Origin of the sequence: Brevundimonas sp. DC300-4 (genome assembly GCF_049897365.1) — a bacterium.
Lineage (GTDB): Bacteria > Pseudomonadota > Alphaproteobacteria > Caulobacterales > Caulobacteraceae > Brevundimonas.
Genome location: NZ_JAFCWC010000004.1, coordinates 181,303 through 201,747, shown reverse-complemented (window position 1 = coordinate 201,747; position 20,445 = coordinate 181,303). Strand labels below are relative to the sequence as shown.

Annotated in this window: 19 protein-coding genes; 6 read left to right on the top strand and 13 right to left on the bottom strand. The window is 67.0% G+C overall.

What is annotated here, in order from left to right; genetic code table 11:
- Positions 1–16: 16 nt before the first annotated feature.
- The 3 genes from ACP7AZ_RS08840 to ACP7AZ_RS08830 are packed head-to-tail and all read right to left on the bottom strand — an operon-like array spanning position 17 to position 1,549.
- Positions 17–319 carry a winged helix-turn-helix domain-containing protein gene (locus ACP7AZ_RS08840; protein ID WP_426038112.1) on the bottom strand — a complete coding sequence of 101 codons (303 nt, stop codon included), beginning with the start codon at positions 317–319 and terminating at the stop codon, positions 17–19.
- Between the two features lie 2 nt (positions 320–321).
- On the bottom strand, positions 322–948 hold the full coding sequence (locus ACP7AZ_RS08835; protein WP_426038110.1) for a hypothetical protein: 627 nt from the start codon (positions 946–948) through the stop codon (positions 322–324).
- Positions 949–976: 28 nt separating this feature from the next.
- Entirely contained in the window at positions 977–1,549 is a 573-nt protein-coding gene (locus ACP7AZ_RS08830) for a hypothetical protein (RefSeq protein ID WP_426038108.1), read from the bottom strand.
- Between the two features lie 242 nt (positions 1,550–1,791).
- Here ACP7AZ_RS08830 and ACP7AZ_RS08825 point away from each other — a divergent pair, with 242 nt between their 5' ends.
- Complete coding sequence (locus ACP7AZ_RS08825) at positions 1,792–2,538, top strand: SAM-dependent methyltransferase (RefSeq protein WP_426038106.1); 747 nt, start codon at positions 1,792–1,794, stop codon at positions 2,536–2,538.
- Between the two features lie 225 nt (positions 2,539–2,763).
- On the opposite strand, the gene ACP7AZ_RS08820 is transcribed toward ACP7AZ_RS08825, so the two are convergent.
- The 3 genes from ACP7AZ_RS08820 to ACP7AZ_RS08810 form a co-directional block, all read right to left on the bottom strand.
- Positions 2,764–4,218 (bottom strand): AMP nucleosidase, encoded by a 1,455-nt coding sequence (locus ACP7AZ_RS08820; RefSeq protein ID WP_426038104.1) that lies wholly within the window; start codon positions 4,216–4,218, stop codon positions 2,764–2,766.
- A 66-nt stretch (positions 4,219–4,284) separates the two neighbouring features.
- Complete coding sequence (locus ACP7AZ_RS08815; protein ID WP_426038102.1) at positions 4,285–5,169, bottom strand: alpha/beta hydrolase; 885 nt, start codon at positions 5,167–5,169, stop codon at positions 4,285–4,287.
- 59 nt (positions 5,170–5,228) lie between these two features.
- Complete coding sequence (locus tag ACP7AZ_RS08810) at positions 5,229–7,301, bottom strand: AsmA family protein (RefSeq protein ID WP_426038100.1); 2,073 nt, start codon at positions 7,299–7,301, stop codon at positions 5,229–5,231.
- A 178-nt stretch (positions 7,302–7,479) separates the two neighbouring features.
- Here ACP7AZ_RS08810 and ACP7AZ_RS08805 point away from each other — a divergent pair, with 178 nt between their 5' ends.
- Entirely contained in the window at positions 7,480–7,794 is a 315-nt protein-coding gene (locus ACP7AZ_RS08805) for a hypothetical protein (protein ID WP_426038098.1), read from the top strand.
- Between the two features lie 7 nt (positions 7,795–7,801).
- Here ACP7AZ_RS08805 and ccmB read toward each other — a convergent pair whose 3' ends face one another.
- Both ccmB and ccmA read right to left on the bottom strand, forming a co-directional pair.
- On the bottom strand, positions 7,802–8,467 hold the full coding sequence (gene ccmB, locus ACP7AZ_RS08800; RefSeq protein ID WP_426038096.1) for a heme exporter protein CcmB: 666 nt from the start codon (positions 8,465–8,467) through the stop codon (positions 7,802–7,804).
- Entirely contained in the window at positions 8,464–9,087 is a 624-nt protein-coding gene (ccmA, locus tag ACP7AZ_RS08795; RefSeq protein WP_426038094.1) for a heme ABC exporter ATP-binding protein CcmA, read from the bottom strand. Before ccmA ends, ccmB begins: the two co-directional genes overlap by 4 nt.
- 203 nt (positions 9,088–9,290) lie before the next feature.
- Between ccmA and acnA the strand changes: the two genes are divergently transcribed.
- On the top strand, positions 9,291–11,984 hold the full coding sequence (acnA, locus tag ACP7AZ_RS08790) for an aconitate hydratase AcnA (RefSeq protein ID WP_426038092.1): 2,694 nt from the start codon (positions 9,291–9,293) through the stop codon (positions 11,982–11,984).
- Between the two features lie 50 nt (positions 11,985–12,034).
- On the opposite strand, the gene ACP7AZ_RS08785 is transcribed toward acnA, so the two are convergent.
- A complete protein-coding gene (locus ACP7AZ_RS08785) occupies positions 12,035–12,922 on the bottom strand; it encodes a hydrogen peroxide-inducible genes activator (RefSeq protein WP_426038090.1) in 888 nt (295 codons plus the stop codon).
- A gap of 154 nt (positions 12,923–13,076) precedes the next feature.
- Between ACP7AZ_RS08785 and ACP7AZ_RS08780 the strand changes: the two genes are divergently transcribed.
- On the top strand, positions 13,077–13,631 hold the full coding sequence (locus tag ACP7AZ_RS08780) for a peroxiredoxin (RefSeq protein ID WP_426038088.1): 555 nt from the start codon (positions 13,077–13,079) through the stop codon (positions 13,629–13,631).
- Between the two features lie 86 nt (positions 13,632–13,717).
- Positions 13,718–14,251 carry a carboxymuconolactone decarboxylase family protein gene (locus ACP7AZ_RS08775; RefSeq protein ID WP_426038086.1) on the top strand — a complete coding sequence of 178 codons (534 nt, stop codon included), beginning with the start codon at positions 13,718–13,720 and terminating at the stop codon, positions 14,249–14,251.
- Here ACP7AZ_RS08775 and ACP7AZ_RS08770 read toward each other — a convergent pair.
- Together ACP7AZ_RS08770 and ACP7AZ_RS08765 are read right to left on the bottom strand one after the other, a co-directional pair.
- Entirely contained in the window at positions 14,242–14,799 is a 558-nt protein-coding gene (locus tag ACP7AZ_RS08770) for a hypothetical protein (protein ID WP_426038084.1), read from the bottom strand. The two genes, ACP7AZ_RS08775 and ACP7AZ_RS08770, sit on opposite strands and share 10 nt — an antisense overlap.
- Positions 14,800–14,848: 49 nt before the next feature.
- Positions 14,849–15,700, bottom strand: a complete 852-nt coding sequence (locus ACP7AZ_RS08765) for a glutamate racemase (protein ID WP_426038082.1) — start codon at positions 15,698–15,700, stop codon at positions 14,849–14,851.
- Between the two features lie 121 nt (positions 15,701–15,821).
- On the opposite strand from ACP7AZ_RS08765, the gene ACP7AZ_RS08760 reads away from it, so the two are divergent.
- A complete protein-coding gene (locus ACP7AZ_RS08760; protein WP_426038080.1) occupies positions 15,822–18,014 on the top strand; it encodes a M3 family metallopeptidase in 2,193 nt (730 codons plus the stop codon).
- An 18-nt stretch (positions 18,015–18,032) separates the two neighbouring features.
- Here the strand turns inward: ACP7AZ_RS08760 and ACP7AZ_RS08755 are convergent, their stop codons facing one another.
- Positions 18,033–19,991, bottom strand: coding sequence for an ATP-binding protein (locus ACP7AZ_RS08755; protein WP_426038078.1), 1,959 nt, complete (start codon positions 19,989–19,991; stop codon positions 18,033–18,035).
- A gap of 98 nt (positions 19,992–20,089) precedes the next feature.
- Positions 20,090–20,404, bottom strand: a complete 315-nt coding sequence (locus ACP7AZ_RS08750; RefSeq protein ID WP_426038076.1) for a UrcA family protein — start codon at positions 20,402–20,404, stop codon at positions 20,090–20,092.
- Between the last annotated feature and the right edge of the window lie 41 nt (positions 20,405–20,445).

Below are 20,445 nucleotides of genomic sequence, written 5' to 3'. Positions count from 1 at the left end.
CTCCCTATAGGGTGTTTCAGCGCGGCCCGACCAGCCCGGCCATGGCGTCCAGATAGGCGAGGAAAGCCTTCCTGCCGACCTCGGTCATCGAGGCCTCGGTCAGGGGCTTGCGACCCACGAACCGCTTGGTCACGGCGACGAACCCCGCCTCCTCCAGCTTCCTCAGGTGGACCGACAGGTTGCCGTCGGTGGTCTGGAGCCGCGCTTTCAGGGTGCCGAAGTCGGCGCTCTCGACCCCGGACAGGGCCGCCATGATGCCGAGACGAACCCGTCCATGGATGACGTCGTCGATCCGGCCGATATCGAAATCGTCGGCCATTCTCAGCCCCGGCTCGCCTGGCGCATCAGCAGGAACCCGGGCAGGGCCATCAGCAGATAGAGGGCCGCGGCATAGGCCAGATATTGAGCCGTCGAGCCCGAGAGCAAGGCCAGCACGGGCGCCGCAATGAACGACGCTATCGCCAGGACCCAGAGCAAGCGCTGGCGCAGCATGGTCGCGGAGACGGCCCAGCCCATGCCGTAGAAGGCGATGATGATCGAGGGGATGGCCAGCGACCATTCCGCCATATTCACCTCGCCCGTCCGGCCGACGTCGAGCAACATCAGGGCCGTGAACAGCGAAAAGATGCCCCATCCCAGGGCCGACCAGACGCTGCCGAAGGCGCGATTGGCGGCGGTCTCCACTCCGCCCTGGGCCTTCAGCCGACGGGTCAGCATGAAGAGCGTGGCGAAGAAGACGAGAAGAGCGACGCCCCAGACCAGTCCGTAGCCCGCCGGATCGACCGGCAGGAGGCCTGTGATGATGAACCAGTGCGCGACGCTGGCCGTGCCCCAGATCAGTCCGGCCGCGCACAGGATGGACCCGCCATGAGGCGGCGTCTTTGCGCCTTCCTCGGCGAGACTGCGCAGCCAGGCGATGTCAGCGGTGTCGTTGTTCGGATCGGTCATGTTCGGGTTTTCCAGTTTGTGTTCGGTGTCAGCGGGCGCGGCCGAGGGCCAGCATCAGACCGGGGATCAGGGCCGCGCAGACCAGACCGCAGGCATAGGCGAGGTACTGGGTCGGCGTGCCGACCAGCGACGCGACACCCATCGTTCCGCCCAGGGCTCCAAGCGCCACGCCGCCCGCCCAGGATCGGCCGCCCCGGAAGGCCGCGACGGCCCTGGCGGCGCCGTAGAAGGCCAGACCGATCGGCGACATCCACATCATCAGCGCCCAGTTCTGCGTCACGCCGGATACGATCGCCAGCGACACAGCCGCGACGATCTGGAACAGGATGGCCCAGCGCGACCACGAGGCCGCCCGCAGCGCCGGTTCGCCGCCCGCGCCGCGCAGGCGCCTCACGATGATGATGAAGGCGGCGACCGCCACCGGCCAGCTGAGAGACAGCATCGCCGGGTGCAGGGGCATCGCCCCGCTCATCACGCCCCACTGGAACAGGTTGGCGGCGCCGAAGATCGAACCGGCGGCGATCAGGTTGCGACCGGCCGCGACGGCGAGCGTCGGCTGGGCCTGGAAGGAGGCGACGGGGTCGAAGGTGGTGGCGGTCATCGCTATGCGTCCGTGGCTGATGACGCTTCAATCCCACATTGACTTTGTGTTGTAAAGTTCTTTTTGTTACTTAGTTATGCCTTCCCCCGTGCACCCCGGCGAAGGTCGGGGTCCAGAGGGAGGACGCCGATTCATCAACGAGAGTGGTGTGCGATATCCCAAACTTCCGCATCCGTGATCTGGACCCCGGCCTACGCCGGGGTGCACGGATGTCGGAGATCACCAGACCATCGGATCCGCCCATGACGCCGACCTACCACAGCATTGCCTATGCCGGTTTCGAGGTCGCCAACCCCGTGACGCTCGACGCCATCCTGGGCCTGGTCGCCCGGACCGGCCTGCCGGAAGGCGCAGTCGCGCTGGACATCGGCGCCGGAGCCGGAGGCGTGTCGGTCGCCCTGGCGCAGGAGTTCGGCCTCCGGGTCCAGGCCATCGAGCGCTATCCCGACATGGCGGAGATGATCCGCGATCGTGCCGAAGCGGCCGGTGTCGCCGACAGGGTCGCCGTGGTCGCCGAAGGCTCGGCCACGGCGCTCGACCGGCTCGCCCCAGCCGACCTGATCGTGGCCCTGGGCTCGACCGAGCCGGCCGGGCCAGACATCCGGTCCCCCACCGACATCTTCGCCCGCATGTCCGACAGACTGGCCTCGTCCGGCTGGCTGCTATGGGGGGATCTGACGTGGAAGGGCGAACCGCCCGAGCCACTGCGTCAGGTAATCGGAGCGACTGGCGACTACGCGACCCACGAGGGCTGGCTGGCCGCCGCCGAAGCCGCTGGACTGGAGGTCGTCTCGGCCGAAATCGCCCCGGACGCCGACTGGGACGCCTTCTTCGGCGGCGCCGACACGCGCGTCCGCGACTGGCTCGTCGCCAATCCCGATGACCCTGCCGCGCCGTCGATCCGCCGGCGCGCCGACCTGTCCAGGGCCACCTTCGACTTCGGCAGGCCCTGGCTCAGCTTCGGTCTCTACCTGTTCAGGAAGCCCTGACGGCCTCGCTACTTAACTTCCGATACTCGGATTGACGCCCACACCCATCAACGGATCGTCCGAATCCGCCCTTCAAATCAAAAGCCGGGTCTAACGAAGGGCGTTTTGTTCGACGCTCCTTGCAGCCGGGATAGAATACTCGCGAACAGGGCCTTCGTCCGCCGCCGAGCAAAGGAGATTTGTCCGTTTCGTCAGGGTGTTTTCCGTCCGGACGAAACGGACCGGTCAGCGGAACGGCGGCTCGTCGAAGGCGCGCAGCTTGCGGGAGTGAAGGCTCGCTCCCTCCTTGCGCAGCAGGTCGATCGCCTGGATGCCGATCTGGAGGTGTTCCGAGATCGAACCCTCGTAGAAGCGGTTCGCCTGGCCCGGCAGCTTGATCTCGCCGTGCAGCGGCTTGTCGGAGACGCACAGCAGGGTCCCGTAGGGCACGCGGAAGCGATAGCCCTGGGCCGCGATCGTGGCGCTCTCCATGTCGATGGCCACGGCGCGGGACTGGTTGAAGCGCAGCGCCGACTTAGAATAGCGCAGCTCCCAGTTCCGGTCGTCGGTGGTCACCACCGTGCCGGTGCGCAGGCGCCGCTTGACCTCTTCGCCCGGCGCGCCGGAGACCTGTTTGGCGGCGTCGTAGAGGGCGCGCTGGACCTCGGCGATCGAGGGGATCGGGATGTCGGGCGGCAGGACGGCATCCAGCACATGGTCGTCGCGCAGATAGGCGTGGGCCAGAACATAGTCGCCGATGGTCTGGCTGGGCCGAAGGCCGCCGCAGTGGCCGATCATCAGCCAGGCGTGCGGCCGGGTCACGGCCAGGTGGTCGCAGATCGTCTTGGCGTTCGACGGCCCGACCCCGATGTTGACCAGGGTGATGCCGTTATGGCCCGGCGCGGTCAGGTGATAGGCGGGCATCTGGTGCTTCTTCCAGGCCGCATCCATGACCGCATCGGCGTCCGCGGTCTCGCGCGTGATCACCACGCCGCCGGCGCACGACAGGGTCTCGTAGATGCTGTTCGGATCCTTCAGCTGCTCGCAGGCCCACCGTACGAAGTCGTCGACGTATCGGTTGTAGTTGGTGAACAGGATGTAGGACTGGACGTCCTCGACCGGCGTGCCGGTGTAGTGCCTGAGCCGCGCCAGCGAGAAGTCGGTGCGCAGCCCATCGAACTGCGACAGGGGAAAATCCTCGTCCAGATTGAACAGGCCGTCGGAAATCTCGTCCCCGATATGGGCCAGGTCGGTGGTCGGGAAATATCGCGCGATGGCCGCCGTCTGCGACGGGTTCAGCACCACGTCCGAGCCGTCGAGCACATAGGGGAAGGGGATCTCTTGCTCCGACGGTCCGACCTCGAAGGCGACATCGTAGTCGTGCTGCAGCAGGGTCAGCTGCTCCATCAGATAGGGACGGTAAAGATCCGGCCGGGTGATCGTGGTGGCGTAGACGCCCTGACGCGACATCCGGGCATAGGAGCGGATCGGCAGATTGGTGGGGCGGTCGCCGAACCAGCTGATCTTCAGGGAGGGGTAGGAAAACAGCCCGTTCGCCCGGGCCTCGGGGTCCGCCCGCTCGCCGGTGGCGAGGAAGGTCCGGACGGCGTCCCGCAGGGCGGCGACGGATTGGGTGTAGAGGGTTTCGAGGCGATCCAGCGCCTCGGGCGCCGAGAGCGCCTCGTTTTTCTGTTCTGTCATGACCTCCTCTAGCGGATCATCGTGGCTCTGGCGAGACGGCAGCGCTTCATGTCGTGTGAGCGACCGTTACGGGCTCGCCGCGACCTGGCCCAGCTCGCGATGGAAGAAGGCGGAGACGTCGGCCAGCACCGTCGCTTTCCTGCGGAACAGCGGCGAGAAGGTCGCGATCAAGTCTTCGTGGCTGAGACCGGGATACAGTTTGGCCTCGCAGCGCCCGCCCAGCTCGCGCATGCGGGCTTCCAGAAGGATCGTGTCCTCGTCGTGAACGATGACGTCGGCCGTGCCGTGGCCAAGCCACAGGGGCGGGGCGTCGGCGCGGGCGAAATGGAGGGGCTGGGTCTGGACCGGGTCGGGCGCCTGGCCGAAGGCATTGATGGAAGACGCCACATCGAACGGCAGGAAGTCATAGGGACCGGCCAGGCCCGCCGTCGCTTGGATCAGTTCCGGCTTGCCGACTGCGGCCATATAGCTGCGATCCAGGGTGATCATCATGGCCAGGTGGGCGCCCGCCGAATGGCCGATCACGCCCAGCCGCGCTGGATCGCCTCCATAGGTCGCCGCGACCTCGGCGACCCGGGCGACGGCGGCGGCCGCATCCTCGATGAAGACCGGGAACAGCACCTGCGGGACGAGCCGATAGTCAGGCACGGCGACGACGAACCCCTGAGCCGCCAGAGCTTGCGCCGCCCAGCCGTAGAGGTCCTTCGCCCCCGAGTCCCAGCCGCCGCCGTAGAAGAAGACCAGCACCGGCAGGGACGGGCCGGCGACGTCAGGGGCGTAGAGGTCGAACCGCTGGCGAGGATCCGCCCCGTATTCCAGATCGCGCGCCACCCGACGCACGCCCCGGTCGCGCGGAGCCACCGCATTCAGCACGGCGAGGGGACTGCAAGCGGCGCCGAGCGACGCGACCACGGCGCCGAGCGTCGGCGCGAGCAGGCCTCTACGAGTCATCGGATATTTCTCTCACTGAACAAGACGAGGCCAGATACGCACGCCTGCGCCATCCGGCCTCACCGCGCATTGGCGATCAGGGAGCCGCAGTTGGCGTCCTCGGCCAGACCGGGCTCGACGAAGGCGAAAAGCGCCGCGATCGGCGCGACCACGGCGGCCAGCAGGCCGGTCAGCCCGGCCTGGACGACGACAGCGCCCGTGTCCACGCCGACGCTCGGCGCCGACAGATGACCGCGCACGAGGACCGGGGCCCACAGACGCAGCAGGCGCGGCCTCTTCGACTCGCCATCGATCTTCAGGTCCAGCGTCTCGGTCCCGAGATTGATCGAACCCGATCCTTGCGCCAGCACCACGTCGGTATCCACCACAAAGGTCTTCGCCTGAGCCACACCGTTTGTGACCTCGAAGTCGGCTACGGCGCAGCGGATCGAACTGCGCGACTGGTCGCCGCTCAAAAGCTTCAGCAGGCCGGCGCTGGCGTTGACCCCCAGCAGTTCAGCGAAGGCGGCGCGCAATTCGCCCTGGGGCACGACCAGGCTGATCGAACCCTTCGATCCGGCGGCGAAGCGATGGATCGAATTGCCCTGCCCCTCCAGGCGCGCACGACCCAAGGCCCGGCCCGTGATCGGCGCCGCGCCGCCCCGGACCGGAACGATAGATTCCAGCGGATAGCCCGCCAGGCGGAAATCGATGGCGCTGTAAGGCATGTCACGCGTGGCGTTGATTTTCGCCGTCCCGTTCAGTTCGCCGCGATTGAAGGCGAAGGAGACGGGATCGAGATCGAGGACGCCTGCCTCCAGCACGGCGCCGAGGCGCACCGTACGGATATCGAGGTCGTTCGCCTTCACGCTGGCTGCGCGGTAGGTAAGGGTCCCGTCCATGGTCCGCAGGCGATCGACCTGCAGGGTCGCGTCGGGCAGCAGCATTTCCGGGCCAGAGCCAGAGGCCACAGTCGTCGTATTGGTGCCCGCCGCATTCGTCCGCGTATCGGCGCCCAGGATCGCCAGAAGGTCATCAATATCGAGCAGTCGCGAGGCCAGCTCCGCCTCGACTCTCAACCGCTCTCTCGCATCGACCCGTACATCGCCGGACAGGTCGGATGCGCCGACGCGGCCATTGAAGTCGGCGAACGTCCAGATCGCATTATCGCGGGTCAGGGTGCCGGAGAGCCGATAGGGCGGGGTGTTTGGCAGGGCGACGCCAGTCAGCAAATAGAGGTCGTTCAGGTCCTGACCCTGCAGGCTCAGGGTCGATGTGAACTGACCCAGATCGAACGGTCGGGTGATAGACCCATCCGCCACCAGCCGGGAGCGCGCGCCGGCCAGGGTCGCTTCGAACCGATAGGGCCGGTCGCGGCGGATATTGATGAAGGGCCCGCCTTCGATCTTCAGTGTCAGGGGCGAGCCGTTGATCGATCCCTCGCCGGTGAGCCGGAAGCCGGTGTCGCCGTCGGCTGCGCTGGCCGCCTCTCGCGCGGTGATCGCGGCTTCAAGGGTGATGTCGCGATCCTGGGCGTCGAGCGAGATGAGGCCGTCCTCGATCACCAGCTGGTTGATGAGCGGCAGCTTCATGCCCTCGCCGCTGTCCGGCTTGTTGGGCTCAAGCTCCCAGCTCTGCCGGCCGTCCTTGGTCGAGATCAGCACGACCTTGGGCCGCGTGACGGCCAGAAGCGGCATCTCGATCTGGCCGGCGAACAGTTTCCTCAGCCGGAACTTCGCCTCGATCCGTTCGACATTGGCGGTGTCGGCCTCGCGCGCCCACTCCGGACCGCCGAACTTCAGGTCGCGCACGATCACCGACGGAGTCCAGCTGAACAGGGTGACGTCCAGTTCGCCCTGGAGCGCGATCTCGCGATCATATTTCGCCGAGGCCCAGCGCCCGATCGGCTCTCTCAGCCAGTTCCAGTCGAACAGCAGCAGGAAGATCGCCACAGCCAGAATCAGCAGAAGAGTGACCGAGGCGGCAACCTTCTCTGTCCGCCCAGGGCGGCGGAAGGAGCCAAAAACAGGATCGTTCTCGACCACCCAGTCGCGCCATTCACGCATCCGCGCGCCGGCGGGAACCAGGGCGCGCGTGCGCACTTCCCGCCAGTTCGGTGGCAAATTCAGACGGTTGGGGAGGAGGCGCTTCACGGAGGAACACAACGCGCCAGACGCCGGAAAGGCGCCAAAGCCCCTTGTTCGAGATTGCTAGCCATCGGCATTTTCATCCGTTTGCAGCAGATTTGTCTTATTTTCTTTACAGAGCCGGAATTGCGCGCATTATTCCTCCGAACCCTGATGTCTTTCGGGTCTTGAGGAGGAGCCCGCCATGAACCGTTTCACCCCTATTGCCGCCGTCGCCGCCCTGGCCGCGTCCGTCGCCGCCCCTGCCTTGGCGCAGCAGAACCGCCTGCCGACCGAGGCGCCCGCCGGCGCCCAGCGCGTGGTGATGATGTGCACGAACGACGCTGCGACCCGAAGCGCCTTCCGCCGCGAGCACGGCGCGCCCCCGACCTTCGTGACCGCCGATCAGGTGTTGCAGGCCCGCGCGACCGGCGAGGCCTGGTCCGCCCCTCGCTGCATGAACACGCGCGAGCATGGCCGTCTGACCCAGACACTGAACACCTACGCCTCGGTCCGCTGAGGCTCGACTACCCCTGGGCGCTGCGGATCGCCGCGGCGCCCGCCGGAGGGGCGATGACGGCCGCGAACAGCACATAGGCCGTCAGCAGCGCCAGCGCCGAGAGCGGGCTCAATCCCGCCGCCGCCCGGTCGAGCGCGCCTGATCCGAACACCACCGGCGGAATGAACAGCGGCAGCACCACGACTGCGATCAGCAGACCGCCCCGCTTCGCTCCCAGCGCCAGGGCCGCCCCGAGCGCCCCGGTGAAGGCGAAACCCAGACCCCCGATCAGAGCTGACAGCGCCGTCAGCGGCGCCAGTTCGATCGACTGACCCAGGGCCAGCGCCGCGAGGGGCGCAGTCAGGGCCAGCGGCAGTCCGGTCGCCAGCCATTGGCTGACCGCCTTGATCGCGAACACCCCCTCCAGCGGCAGCGGCCCGGTCGCAAGCAGGTCCAGCGCTCCGTCTTCCAGATCCCGCTCGAACAGCCGCTCCAGCGACAACAGGCTGGACAGGGCCAGCGCCAGCCAGGCGATCCCCGCAGCTACCGGTTTCAGCACAGTCGGATCGCCCCCCGCCGCCAGCGGCACGACCGTCGTCAGACAGGCGAAGAAACCGCAGGCCAGCAACGGCCCGCCGCCGCCACCCCAGGCCAGGGCTAGTTCGCGCCTGAAGAGGATGTATGCGGCCCTCATCGCCCCGTCCCCAGATCCAGCGACCGGGTCGGCATCGGCAGCGGATCATGCACCGCCGCCAGGATCAGGCCGCCGCCCGCCAGATGTCGCGCCATCATCGTCCCGACCGCCTCGCGCCACCTCGCATCCAGCGGGCTCAATGGCTCATCCAGCAGCCACAGGGCGCGCGGCGATCCAATCAGCCGGGCCAGCGCCAGCCTGCGCCTCTGTCCCGCCGATAGCTTACGCACCTCGAGGTCGAGCAGCGGCTTCAGGCCCAGGGTGTCGATGGCTTCCTCGATGCCATGGTGGCTGTGGCCCAGCCATTGGGACTGGAACATCAGCTCTTCCCGAGCCGTCTGCTGCCCCTTCAGCCCGTCCAGGTGGCCCAGAAGATGCACCTGGTGAGCCCGCGCCAGATCGGCTTCGATCGGCTCGTCGTCGGTTTCGCGGAACACGATCGTCCCGGCCTCCGGTCGGATGAATCCGGCGATGGCGCGCAGCAGCGAGGTCTTGCCCGCGCCATTCGCCCCGGTCAGGGCCACGGCCTCGCCTGACGCCGTCGTGAACGACAGGGCGCTGAAGAGGTTGCGTTCGCCGCGGGCGAGCCGGAGGTCGGTGATGGACAGGGTCGAAATCACGGCCGCAAGCCCTTAAATTTGCGATCCGTTCTCAATGTCTCCACAGCCGAAGTGGATACATGGACGCACCCCGCAACCACGGCTATATCCGGCCTCGTCGCAGCAGGCTGTCGCCGCGCGCGACGGGGACCTGTGCGCCCCGTCGTTTGCCGCGAGACGGCGCAACCGGATGTCCGGGCGGCTTTGACCAGAGGACCTCTCCCATGCCGTCAGTCGACAGCCTTTCCACCCGGCGCGATCTCTCCGTCGGGCGCAAGAAATACGCCTATTACAGCCTTCCCGCCGCCGAGGAAGCCGGTCTGACCGGGATCTCGCGCCTGCCGCGCTCGATGAAGGTGCTGCTGGAGAACCTGTTGCGCAACGAGGACGGCGTCTCGGTCACCGAAGCCGACCTGCGCGCAGTCGCCGCCTGGATCGAGAACAAGGGCGCTGTCGAGTACGAGATCGCATTCCGCCCGGCCCGCGTCCTGATGCAGGACTTCACTGGCGTTCCCGCCGTCGTCGACCTGGCCGCCATGCGCGATGCGATGGCCAAACTCGGCGCCGACGCCGCCAAGATCAACCCGCTGGTCCCCGTCGATCTGGTCATCGACCACTCGGTCATGGTCGACAACTTCGGCACCGCGAAAGCCTTCGGCCAGAACGTCGAGCGCGAATACGAGCGCAACATCGAACGCTACAAATTCCTGCGCTGGGGCTCGTCGGCCTTCAACAACTTCCGCGTCGTGCCCCCCGGCACCGGCATCTGCCACCAGGTGAACCTCGAGAACCTCGCCCAGACCGTCTGGACCGTGGCCGAAGGCAAGGCGACCGTCGCCTATCCGGACACCGTCGTCGGCACCGACTCGCACACCACCATGATCAACGGCCTGGCCGTCCTGGGCTGGGGCGTCGGCGGCATCGAGGCCGAGGCGGCCATGCTGGGTCAGCCGATCCCGATGCTGATCCCGGAGGTCATCGGCTTCAAGCTGACCGGCGCCATGCCGGAAGGCACGACGGCGACCGACCTGGTGCTGACCGTCACACAGATGCTGCGCAAGAAGGGCGTGGTCGGCAAGTTCGTCGAGTTCTTTGGCGACGCCCTGCCGAACATGACCATCGAGGACCAGGCGACCATCGCCAACATGGCCCCCGAATACGGCGCCACCTGCGGCTTCTTCCCCGTCTCGGCCGCCACCCTCGCCTACTTGACCGCCACCGGCCGAGAGAAGGCGCGCGTCGCACTCGTCGAAGCCTATGCCAAGGCTCAGGGCTTGTGGATCGACGAGACCTCGGAAGACCCCGTCTTCTCCGACGTTCTGGAACTGGACATCTCGACGGTCGTGCCGTCCCTGGCCGGCCCGAAACGCCCCCAGGACAAGGTCGAGCTGACGACCGCCGCCCCTTCGTTCGAGACCGCCCTGACCGACGTCTTCAACCGTGCGACGGATGCGCCCCGCGCCGCCGTCCCGGGTCAGAAGTTCGACATCGGCGACGGCGATGTGGTCATCGCCGCCATCACCTCCTGCACCAATACCTCCAACCCCTCGGTCCTGATCGCCGCCGGCCTGGTGGCGCAGAAGGCCAACAAGCTGGGCCTGAAGACCAAGCCCTGGGTCAAGACTTCGCTGGCTCCGGGCTCGCAGGTCGTCACCGACTATCTGACGGCAGCCGGCCTGCAGAAGGAGCTGGACGCGCTGGGCTTCAACCTGGTCGGCTACGGCTGCACCACCTGCATCGGCAACTCCGGTCCGCTGGACCCGGCAATCTCGACCGCGATCAACGAGAACGCCATCGTCGCCACCAGCGTCCTGTCCGGCAACCGCAACTTCGAAGGCCGGGTGAACCCGGACGTCCAGGCCAACTACCTGGCCTCGCCGCCGCTGGTCGTCGCCTACGCCCTGGCCGGTTCGATGCGCATCGACATCACCACCCAGCCCCTCGGTCAGGACAAGAAGGGCAAGGACGTCTTCCTGAAGGACGTCTGGCCTACGTCCGCCGAGATCGCTGCGATCCAGAAGAAGTCGGTCACCCCGGCCATGTTCGCCAAACGCTATGCCGATGTCTTCAAGGGCGACGAGCACTGGCAAGGTATCTCGGTCGAGGGCGGCCAGACCTACGCATGGGACGAGACCTCGACCTACGTCGCCAACCCTCCCTATTTCGAGGGCCTGTCGATGGAGCCGGCGCCGGTCACCGACATCGTCGAGGGCCGCGTCCTGGCCATCTTCGGCGACTCGATCACGACCGACCACATCTCCCCGGCCGGTTCGATCAAGAAGACCTCGCCCGCCGGCCAGTATCTGACCCACCGTGGCGTCGAAGCCGAGGAGTTCAACTCCTACGGCGCGCGCCGCGGTCACCACGAGGTGATGATGCGCGGCACCTTCGCCAACATCCGCATCCGCAACAAGATCACGCCGGACATCGAGGGGGGCGTGACCAAACACTTCCCGTCGGGCGACACCATGTCGATCTACGACGCCGCCATGCGCTACCAGTCCGAGGGCCGGCCGCTGGTCGTGTTCGCGGGCAAGGAATACGGCACCGGCTCATCGCGCGACTGGGCCGCCAAGGGCACCCGACTGCTGGGCGTCCGCGCCGTGCTGGCCGAGAGCTACGAGCGCATCCACCGCTCCAACCTGGTCGGAATGGGCGTGGTGCCGCTGCAGTTCAAGGCCGAGGGCTGGTCCAAGCTGGGTCTGACCGGTGAGGAGATCGTCACCATCCGCGGCCTGTCGGACGTCAACGTCGGCAAGCTCAAGCCGCGCCAGGACCTGTGGGTCGAGCTGTTCCGTCCGTCGGACGGCAAGATGGCCAGGTTCCCGGTCCGCTGCCGCATCGATAACCAGACGGAGCTCGACTACTTCAAGGCTGGCGGCGTGATGCCGTATGTGCTGCGCAACCTGGCAGGCTGATCCCTGCGTCTCCTCCCCGTCGCGTAGCGATGGGGAGGAGACGTTTTCCCTCAATCCAGCCGCATTGCTTCCGCCAGAAGCCGCGCTTCCGCTGCCCGGCTCGAACCCGATCGCCAGGCGACGACAATCTCGCGGCGCGGCGCTTCAGCGGCGAAATGGCGGATGACGACGCCCTTGTCGTCGGCGAGCCCGGCCCTCACCGCCATCGCGGGAAGGAAGGACACGCCGAGGCCGGACGAGACCATCTGCACCAGGGTATGGAGCGAGGTGGCGGCGAAGACGTCCTCGCCGCGCGGCGCCTCCATGTCGATCCCGGCCAGGGCCTGGTCGCGCAAGCAGTGCCCGTCTTCCAGCAGGATCAGATCCTCAGCCTTCAGCGCTCCGGGCTGGATATCGCCCGGCGCAGCCAGCGGGTGGTCGATGGGCGCAACGGCCAGTATCTCATCGTCGCCGATCCGGGCGTGTTCGATGCCGGGCGCGTCGTATGGCAGGGCGATGACGGCGCAGTCCAGTTGACCCGCCTTGAGCCCCGCGATCAGGCGCGGCGTCAGATCCTCGCGGATGAACAGACGCAGCGCCGGATAGGATTGCTTCAGCCCGGGCAGGGTCGCCGGCAACAGGAAGGGCGCCACGGTCGGAATGATGCCGAGACGCAACCGCCCCGACAACGGACGCCCCGCGTTCTTCGCCGCCTCGACCAGATCCTCGGTTCGCGCCAGCACGTCCTCGGCCCGGCGGCAGGCCTCGGCCCCGACCGCCGTCAACTGGACGTTGCCGCGTGTGCGCTCGACGACGGGCGCGCCCAGGACGCGTTCCAATTCCTGCACGCCCGAGGATAGGGCCGGCTGGCTGACATGCGCCGCCTCGGCGGCGCGGCTGAATGAGCCGTGCTCGGACAGCAGCTTCAGATACTGCAGCTGGCGAAGGGTCGGGAGCATAGGCGGCCTCTCTCGAATCCATAGATATTATCTATGGTTGACAGGTCTTCTATCGGTTGACTTTGTGCGGTGCAACCGCCATTTCGCAACCGCGGCTTGCCCTCCCCGGCGACCGCCTCATAGACATTCTTGTTTCCTCCGAAAGGGATACCCCATGCTCGGCGTCGGCGAAAAACTGCCTGAATTCGAAGTCATCGGCGTGAAGCCGGGCTTCAACTCCCACGAAGAAAACGGCGTCTCGGCGTTCGAGCCCGTCACGAATGAGTCGTTCGAAGGCAAGTGGAAGGTAATCTTCTTCTATCCGAAAGACTTCACCTTCGTCTGCCCGACCGAGATCGCCGAGTTCGCCTCTCTGGCCCGCGACTTCGAAGACCGCGACACCGTTGTCCTCGGCGGCTCGACCGACAACGAATTCGTCAAGCTGGCCTGGCGCCGCGACCACGCCGACCTGTCGAAGCTGCCGATCTGGCAGTTCGCCGACAACGGAGGCAAGTTCGCCCGTCAGTTGGGCATCCTGAACGAGGAAGAAGGCGTCGCCCTGCGCGCCACCTTCGTCGTCGACCCGCACAACGTCATCCAGCACGTCTATGTCACCAACCTGAACGTGGGCCGCGCCCCTGCCGACACCCTGCGTGTCGTCGACGCCCTGCAGACTGACGAACTGTGCGCCTGCAACCGACCGGTCGGCGGCGAGACGCTCGCGGCCTGAGGCCGGCCTCCCTGTCTGACGAACAGAGGGCGGCGGCGGTCAACGCCGCCGCCCTTCTTCATTCCGCACGCTGCGAAAGAACTTTCATGTCGATTGACACCCTGCGCGACCTGATGCCGGCCTACGCCAAGGACATCTCGCTGAACCTCGGCTCCCTCGCCTCCGAGACCGTCCTGAACGACCAGCAGAAATGGGGCTGTTTCCTCGCCTCCGCCCACGCCGTCGCCTTCGCTCCGGTCGTGCGCGCCATTGAGGCCGCCGCGGGTGAAAAGCTCTCGCCCGAGGCCATGACCGCCGCCAAGGCCGCCGCGGCCATCATGGGCATGAACAACATCTACTACCGCTCGCTGCACCTGATGAAGAACCAGGAATACACGACCATCCCGGCGCGCCTGCGGATGAACGTCCTGGCCAATCCAGGCGTGGACAAGATGGACTTCGAGCTGTGGTCCACGGCTGTCAGCGCCATCAATGGCTGCGGCGCCTGCATGGATGCCCACGAGGGCGAACTGCGCAAGCACGGCGTCCCGGCGGCCCAGGTCCAGACCGCGCTTCGTATCGCCTCGGTGGTCCATGCCGCCAGCCGCATCGCGGCCTCGGAAACCGCGCTTCAGGGCTGAGGCGGCTCGCCGTATTCGATCTGATGGATCAGGCGATCGAACGCCTGGTCCATCACCGTGTTGACCCCGTCGGCCATGGCGCCGAGGCCCGGTCCCTCGACCACGAAATCGACCGTGACCAGCCGGCCCCGGTTCTCCGGCTCGGATCCGAAGGTCAGCTCCGCCTTCGTGGTTTTGTCGTGGAGGGGGCCCAACGCCGCGATCATCGTCACCCGGTCCGCCATAATCCCCGTGACGACGGCGTGCTCGAAGATCGTCCCGTCGGCCAGCCGCTCACACCAACAGCCGCCTTCCTCGAAGGCCAGCGACAGGTTCGCGGCATCTCCTGTGTAGGTGTGTGCTGGGTCCCACCACCGGGGCAGTTCGGAGACGGCGGTCACCACATCCTCCGGCGCGGCCTCTGCCCCCTCGGCGAAGCGCAGGGTGAAGCCGTCGGCGGAGCGGGAGACGACCTCGGCGCGAGCGTAGGAACTGGTTATTATGACCGCCAGCAGCACAGACGCGCCACACAGCAGAACATCCAGAGCGATCTTGGCGCTGCGGATCATGGCAGGTCCTCCCGCCCGCATCGGGCGCCCGGAACGCCGGTCCGTCAAGTCAAGCCGCGTCGAAACTCAGCGGCTCGCCCCAGAACTGGCTGACCATATCCGACTGCGGGCCCGTCTTGCCTGTGGTGATGAAGTCGCGACGGCCGCTCTCGCCCAGACCGTACTCCGGATGCCGCTCGAAATACCGCTCAAGCGCATCGGCCACCGCTGTCGGCTGGTGAATCAGGGGCGTGCCGGGCGGCAGGGCGGCGGCGAAAATGTGCGCCACGATCTCGTAGTGGGTGCAGCCGAGGATGGCCTTGTCCGGATGACGACCGATCCGGCGGCGGAGCGCATCGACGTGGTCGCCGATCACGACCGTCAGTTCCTCGACGGGCGCGCCGAGTTCGATCAGTCCGGCCAGGCCCGGGCAGGGCTCCGAGAAGACCGCCAGGTCTTCGCGGCGCTTGTCGATCTCGATCTCGTAGACCCGGCTGATCGCGGTGGCGGCGGTACAGAAGACGCCGGTGATGTCGATGGCCTCGACCTTGTCGCCGCGACGCTCCGCCTCGTAGGTCCAGGGCAGGCCCGTCGCGGCCTCAATGGTCGGGACGATGATGCCCAGCACATTGACCGGCCGCCCGTGACGCTTCGAGGACTCGGGCACCCAGGTCTGCTGCAGGCGCCTCAGGGCGACGGCGGACGCGGTGTTGCAGGCCAGAACGATGACGCTGGCGCCCGCCTGGAAGAGCCGCTCGCAGCCGTTCCGGGTGATGTCGACGATCTCCTCGCCGGTCTTCGACCCGATAGGCGCATTGGCCTGATCCGCCAGGTAGATGAAGTCCCGCGCCGGGAACCGCCGGGTCAGCTCGCGGTGGACCGTCAGACCGCCCACGCCGCTATCGAATACGCCTATCGCCATGTCCCGGCGTTTAGCGGGCGCTTGCGTCCTCGTCCAACGGGATTACTTCCTGTTCATGTGACGGTCAGGCGACTGAGGCCTAGGGTACCGCGCAACAGAGTCAGATGAACAGGATTCCACCATGCCCATGCCCCTTCCTCGGCGCCAGGTCCTTATCGGCGGCGCGAGCCTGATGGCCCTCGCCGGATGCGCCAGCGCGGGCGCCGGCTCCGCCGGTTTCACCGCGCCGGACCCCGCCGCCGTGGCCGGGGAAGCGCGCATCGCCCGCGCCGTCCTGCCCGCCCAGACCCCGCGCGCCGAACTGTTGCAGCCCTGGACCGGCCCCTACGAAGGCGTGCCGCCGTGGAACGCGATGACCGCTCCGAAGCTGAAGGCAGCGATCCTCGAGGGCATCGAGCTGAACCGCGCCGACATCAACGCCATCGCCAACAATCCGGAAGCGCCGACCTTCGCCAACACGATCGTGGCGATGGAGTTGGCCGGCCAGCCTCTGGATCGCGCGGTGAACCTCTACGGCGTCGCTACCTCGAACATCGGCGGCGAAGCCTATGACGCGATGGACACGGAGGTCTCCCCCCTGCTGTCCGCCGCCGGCGACGAGATCACCTTCAACGTCCCCCTGTTCCAGCGCATCAAGACGGTCGCCGACAACGCCGACCGCGACGGACTGAATGCCCAGCAGAAGCGTCTGGCCGAACGTTCGCGCGACGCCTTCATCCGCTCGGGCGCCAATCTGGACGCCGCCGGCAAGGCCGAACTGGGCCGGATCAACACCGCCCTGTCGAACGCTTTCACCGCCTTCGGCCAGAAGGTCGTGGCCGATGAGAACACCTGGACGGTCATCCCGAACGAAGCCGGGCTCGCCGGACTTCCGGATTCCAACAAGGCCGCCGCCCGCGCCGCCGCGACCTCGCGCAATCTCCAGGGTGCGGCCATCGTCAATACGCGATCCAGCGTCGATCCGTTCCTGACCTTCGCCGACGACCGCGCCCTGCGCGAGCAGGTCTGGCGCAAATTCGTCAACCGTGGCGACAACGGCGACCGCAACGACACCAACGCAACCATCGCCGAGATCGTCCGCCTGCGCGACCAGCGCGCCAAGCTGCTGGGTTATCGCAACCACGCAGAATGGCGGATGCAGGACACGATGGCCAAGACCCCGGCCGCCGCTCAAAGCCTGATGAACCGCGTGTGGGAACCGGCCAAGGCCAGGGTCGCCGAAGAGGTCGCCGACATGAAGGCGATCGCCGGTTTCGACATCGAGCCGTGGGACTATCTGTATTTCGCCGAGAAGGTCCGCAAGGATAAGTACGACCTCGATCAGAACCAGCTGAAGCCCTACTTCGAGTTGGGCGCCGTGCGAAACGCCTCCTTCTATATGGCCGAGCGCCTGTACGGTTTCGTCTTCACCCCCAAGCCGCAATCGACGGCTCCGGTCTTCGAGGGCGACGTCAAACTGTACGAGGTCACCGACAAGACCTCGGGTCGCCTGATCGGTCTCTACTACGCCGACGACTTCGCCCGCGCTGGCAAGCGGTCAGGCGCCTGGATGACCACCTACCGGTCGTTCTCGACGCTGGACGGCTCCAAGCCGGTGCTGGCCTCGAACAACAATAACTTCGTCAAGCCGGGGGCCGGCGAGCCGCTGTTGATCTCGCTCGACGACGCCGAGACCCTGTTCCACGAGTTCGGCCACGCCCTGCACTATCTGTCGTCAGTCGTGACCTACCCCTCCTACGGAAACACCCCGCGCGACTTCGTGGAATATCCGTCGCAGGTTCACGAGCACTGGGTGCTGTCGCGCCCGATCCTCGATGGCTTCATGAAGCACTACCAGACCGGCGAGGCCATGCCGCAGGCCCTGGTCGACAAGGTCCAGGCCTCGGCCACCTTCAACCAGGGCTATGCGACCGTCAGCTATCTGTCGTCCGCCATGGTCGACATGGACCTGCACACCCAGGCAACGCCGCCGACCGACATCGACGCCTTCGAGAAGGCCTCGCTGGCCCGTCTGGGCATGCCGCATGAGATCGTGATGCGGCACCGCCTGCCGCAGTTCAATCACCTGTTCACCTCCGACGCCTACTCGGCCGGCTACTACAGCTACCTGTGGTCGGAAGTGATGGACGCCGACACCTGGGCTTACTTCGAAGCTTCGGGCGACGTGTTCGATCCGGACATCGGCGGCCGGTTCAAGTCGATCATCCTGGCGCCGGGCAACACCACGGATCGGGGCGACGCCTACCGCGCCTTCCGGGGCCGTGACCCCGACGTCGCCGCCCTGCTGCGGGTCCGGGGCTTCCCGGTCTCGTAAGAGACAAGGCACGGGCGATCAGGCCGCCGCAGCTCCGGTTGCGGCGGCTTTTTCGTGAGCCGGGCGGGCGTAGTCCCTGAGCGCTGCCATGAGGGCGCGCGGGTCGATGGGCTTGGCGACATGGCCCTGCATCCCGGCCGCGCGGCATTGTTCTATCTGTTCAGGCAGGACGTTGGCGGTCAGGGCCACGATCGGCGTGGAATCACCCGAGGCGCGTATCGCGCGCGTCGCCGCCGGTCCGTCCATGACCGGCATCTGCATGTCCATGAGGATCAGGTCATAGGCTGCGGTCGCAGCGGCCTGCACCGCCTCCTCGCCGTTCTCGACCGTGTCGAGCGACACGCCCATCGAGCCGACAAGGGCCGCGATCAGCGTCCGGTTGGCCGGGTTGTCCTCGGCCAGCAGCACCCGCAAAGGACGCGCGGGCGCACCACCAGACGGCTCGGCATCGGGGAGTGTCTCGACACCCGACCGGACCAGCGGCACGCGGAACCAGAAGGTGGAACCCGTGGCGCCGTCGCTTGTAGCGCCGATCTCTCCGCCCATGATGTCCAGCAGCCGGCGCGAGATCGCGAGCCCCAGACCCGTGCCGCCGAACTTGCGCGATACCGATCCGTCCGCCTGGGTGAAGCGGTCGAACATCTGGTCGATGTGGGCAGGGTCCAGCCCGACCCCGGTGTCGGTGACCGTGACGCGCAACACGGTCGAACCGTCGGCGCGCTCTTCTGTCGCGAGCGAGAGTCGGACGGAGCCGCGCTCGGTGAACTTCACCGCATTGCTCAACAGGTTCAGCAGCACCTGCCTCAGGCGGTTCACGTCACCGGTCAGTCGGACGTCGTCGCCGACCTCGCAGGTCAGGGCCAGTCCCTTCGCTTCGGCCTGGTTCCGCAGCAGGGCGGTCGCGCCCTCGCCCAAGGCCGCGATCGAGAAGGGTTCCGGGTCCAGCGTCAGGGCACCGGCCTCCAGCTTGGAGAAGTCGAGGATGTCGTTGACGACCGTCAGCAGGGTCTCGCCCGCGCTGCGAATCAGATCCAGATAGCCCTTGTCGCCCTCCGACAGCCCGCCGCCCGCGCCGATCAGGCGCGAGAAGCCGAGGATGCTCGTCAGTGGCGTGCGCAGCTCGTGGCTCATATTCGCCAGGAATTCGCTCTTGGCCCGCGACGCCGCCTCGGCCTCGAGGCGGGCGGCGTGCAGTTCGGCCTCGGCCTGTTTGCGAGCCGAGATGTCGCGCACGACATCGACGATCTCGGTCAGCGCGCCGGCGCCGTTGATCACCAGACGAGGATTGGCCTCCAGCCAGACCAGGTGGCCGTCCTTGTGAATGCCGCGATACTCATAGCCCTCGGCCGAGACCGCCTCGCGTCTGGCGATCCGTTGGGCCAGAAGGGCGCGGATGCGAACTACATCCTCGGGCGCCACCAGGTCTGCGGGGGCCTTGCCCAGCATTTCAGACGGCGAATAGCCGAACACGGCCCGGGAAGCCGGCGAGACATAGGTCAGGCCCGCGCCCATCCGATGACGCACCACCATGTCCGAGGTGTGGTCGGCCACAAAGCGGAAGGCGCGCTCGCCCTCGATCAGGGTCGCGTCATCGACATGGTCGGTGACGTCGAGAACCATGCCGGCCAGCCAGCGACGCCCCTCGGCGTCCGGCAGCTGGCACCGCCCCCAGCTCAGATGCTGGCGCACCTCGCCCGACGGATGCACCGCCCGGTAACGCAGGGTCGTCGGCGCGTCGCTGCTGAACAGCTTCATGAGCGACCGGGACGCCAGATTGGCGTCGTCGGGATGATAGAGCCGATACAGCTGGTCTATAGTGGGCAGGCCATCTTCGGGACGCAGGCCGAAAAGGTCGTACATCCGGGGCGACCACCAGGCCGTCTCGGTATCGAGGACCCGCCACCAACCCGCGCCGGAGCTCTCCAGCGCCGCCAGGGCAATGGACGAAGACTCGGCCTCGGAGATGTGTTCGGTCATGCGCGACTGCCGTTACTGAACCGGCAGGATCGCGGACAATCGCTTCAAACCCGTGAACAGTGGCGCTTGTCGAGCCACACCCCCGAAGCGGATTGGATTTAGCTTGGATCAACAGGCGTCTGAACGACGACCCGCCCGCTGCGAGTGCGGGCATAGTCCTCGCGACGGGCATCAGGCAGTTGGCGCAGGGCTTCTTCGCGGAAAGCGACACGGCATCGCGCCTGGTCGAGAGGCGTGCCGGACACGCAGGCGGTATTGGCCATGCCCCGGACGCGCAGATCGAAGGCCGACGCGCCCTCGGGCGTGGCGAAGTTGAGGTCGCCGATCGGGATGCGATATTCGGAGGCCGAGGCGGCTCCGGCGGAAAGGACGGCGACAGCGAGGGCGGCTGTGGCGGCGGCGAAACGGATCATCACTTGGCTCCTGGTGCTTGTCGCTCTTTGCGGCGACCTGA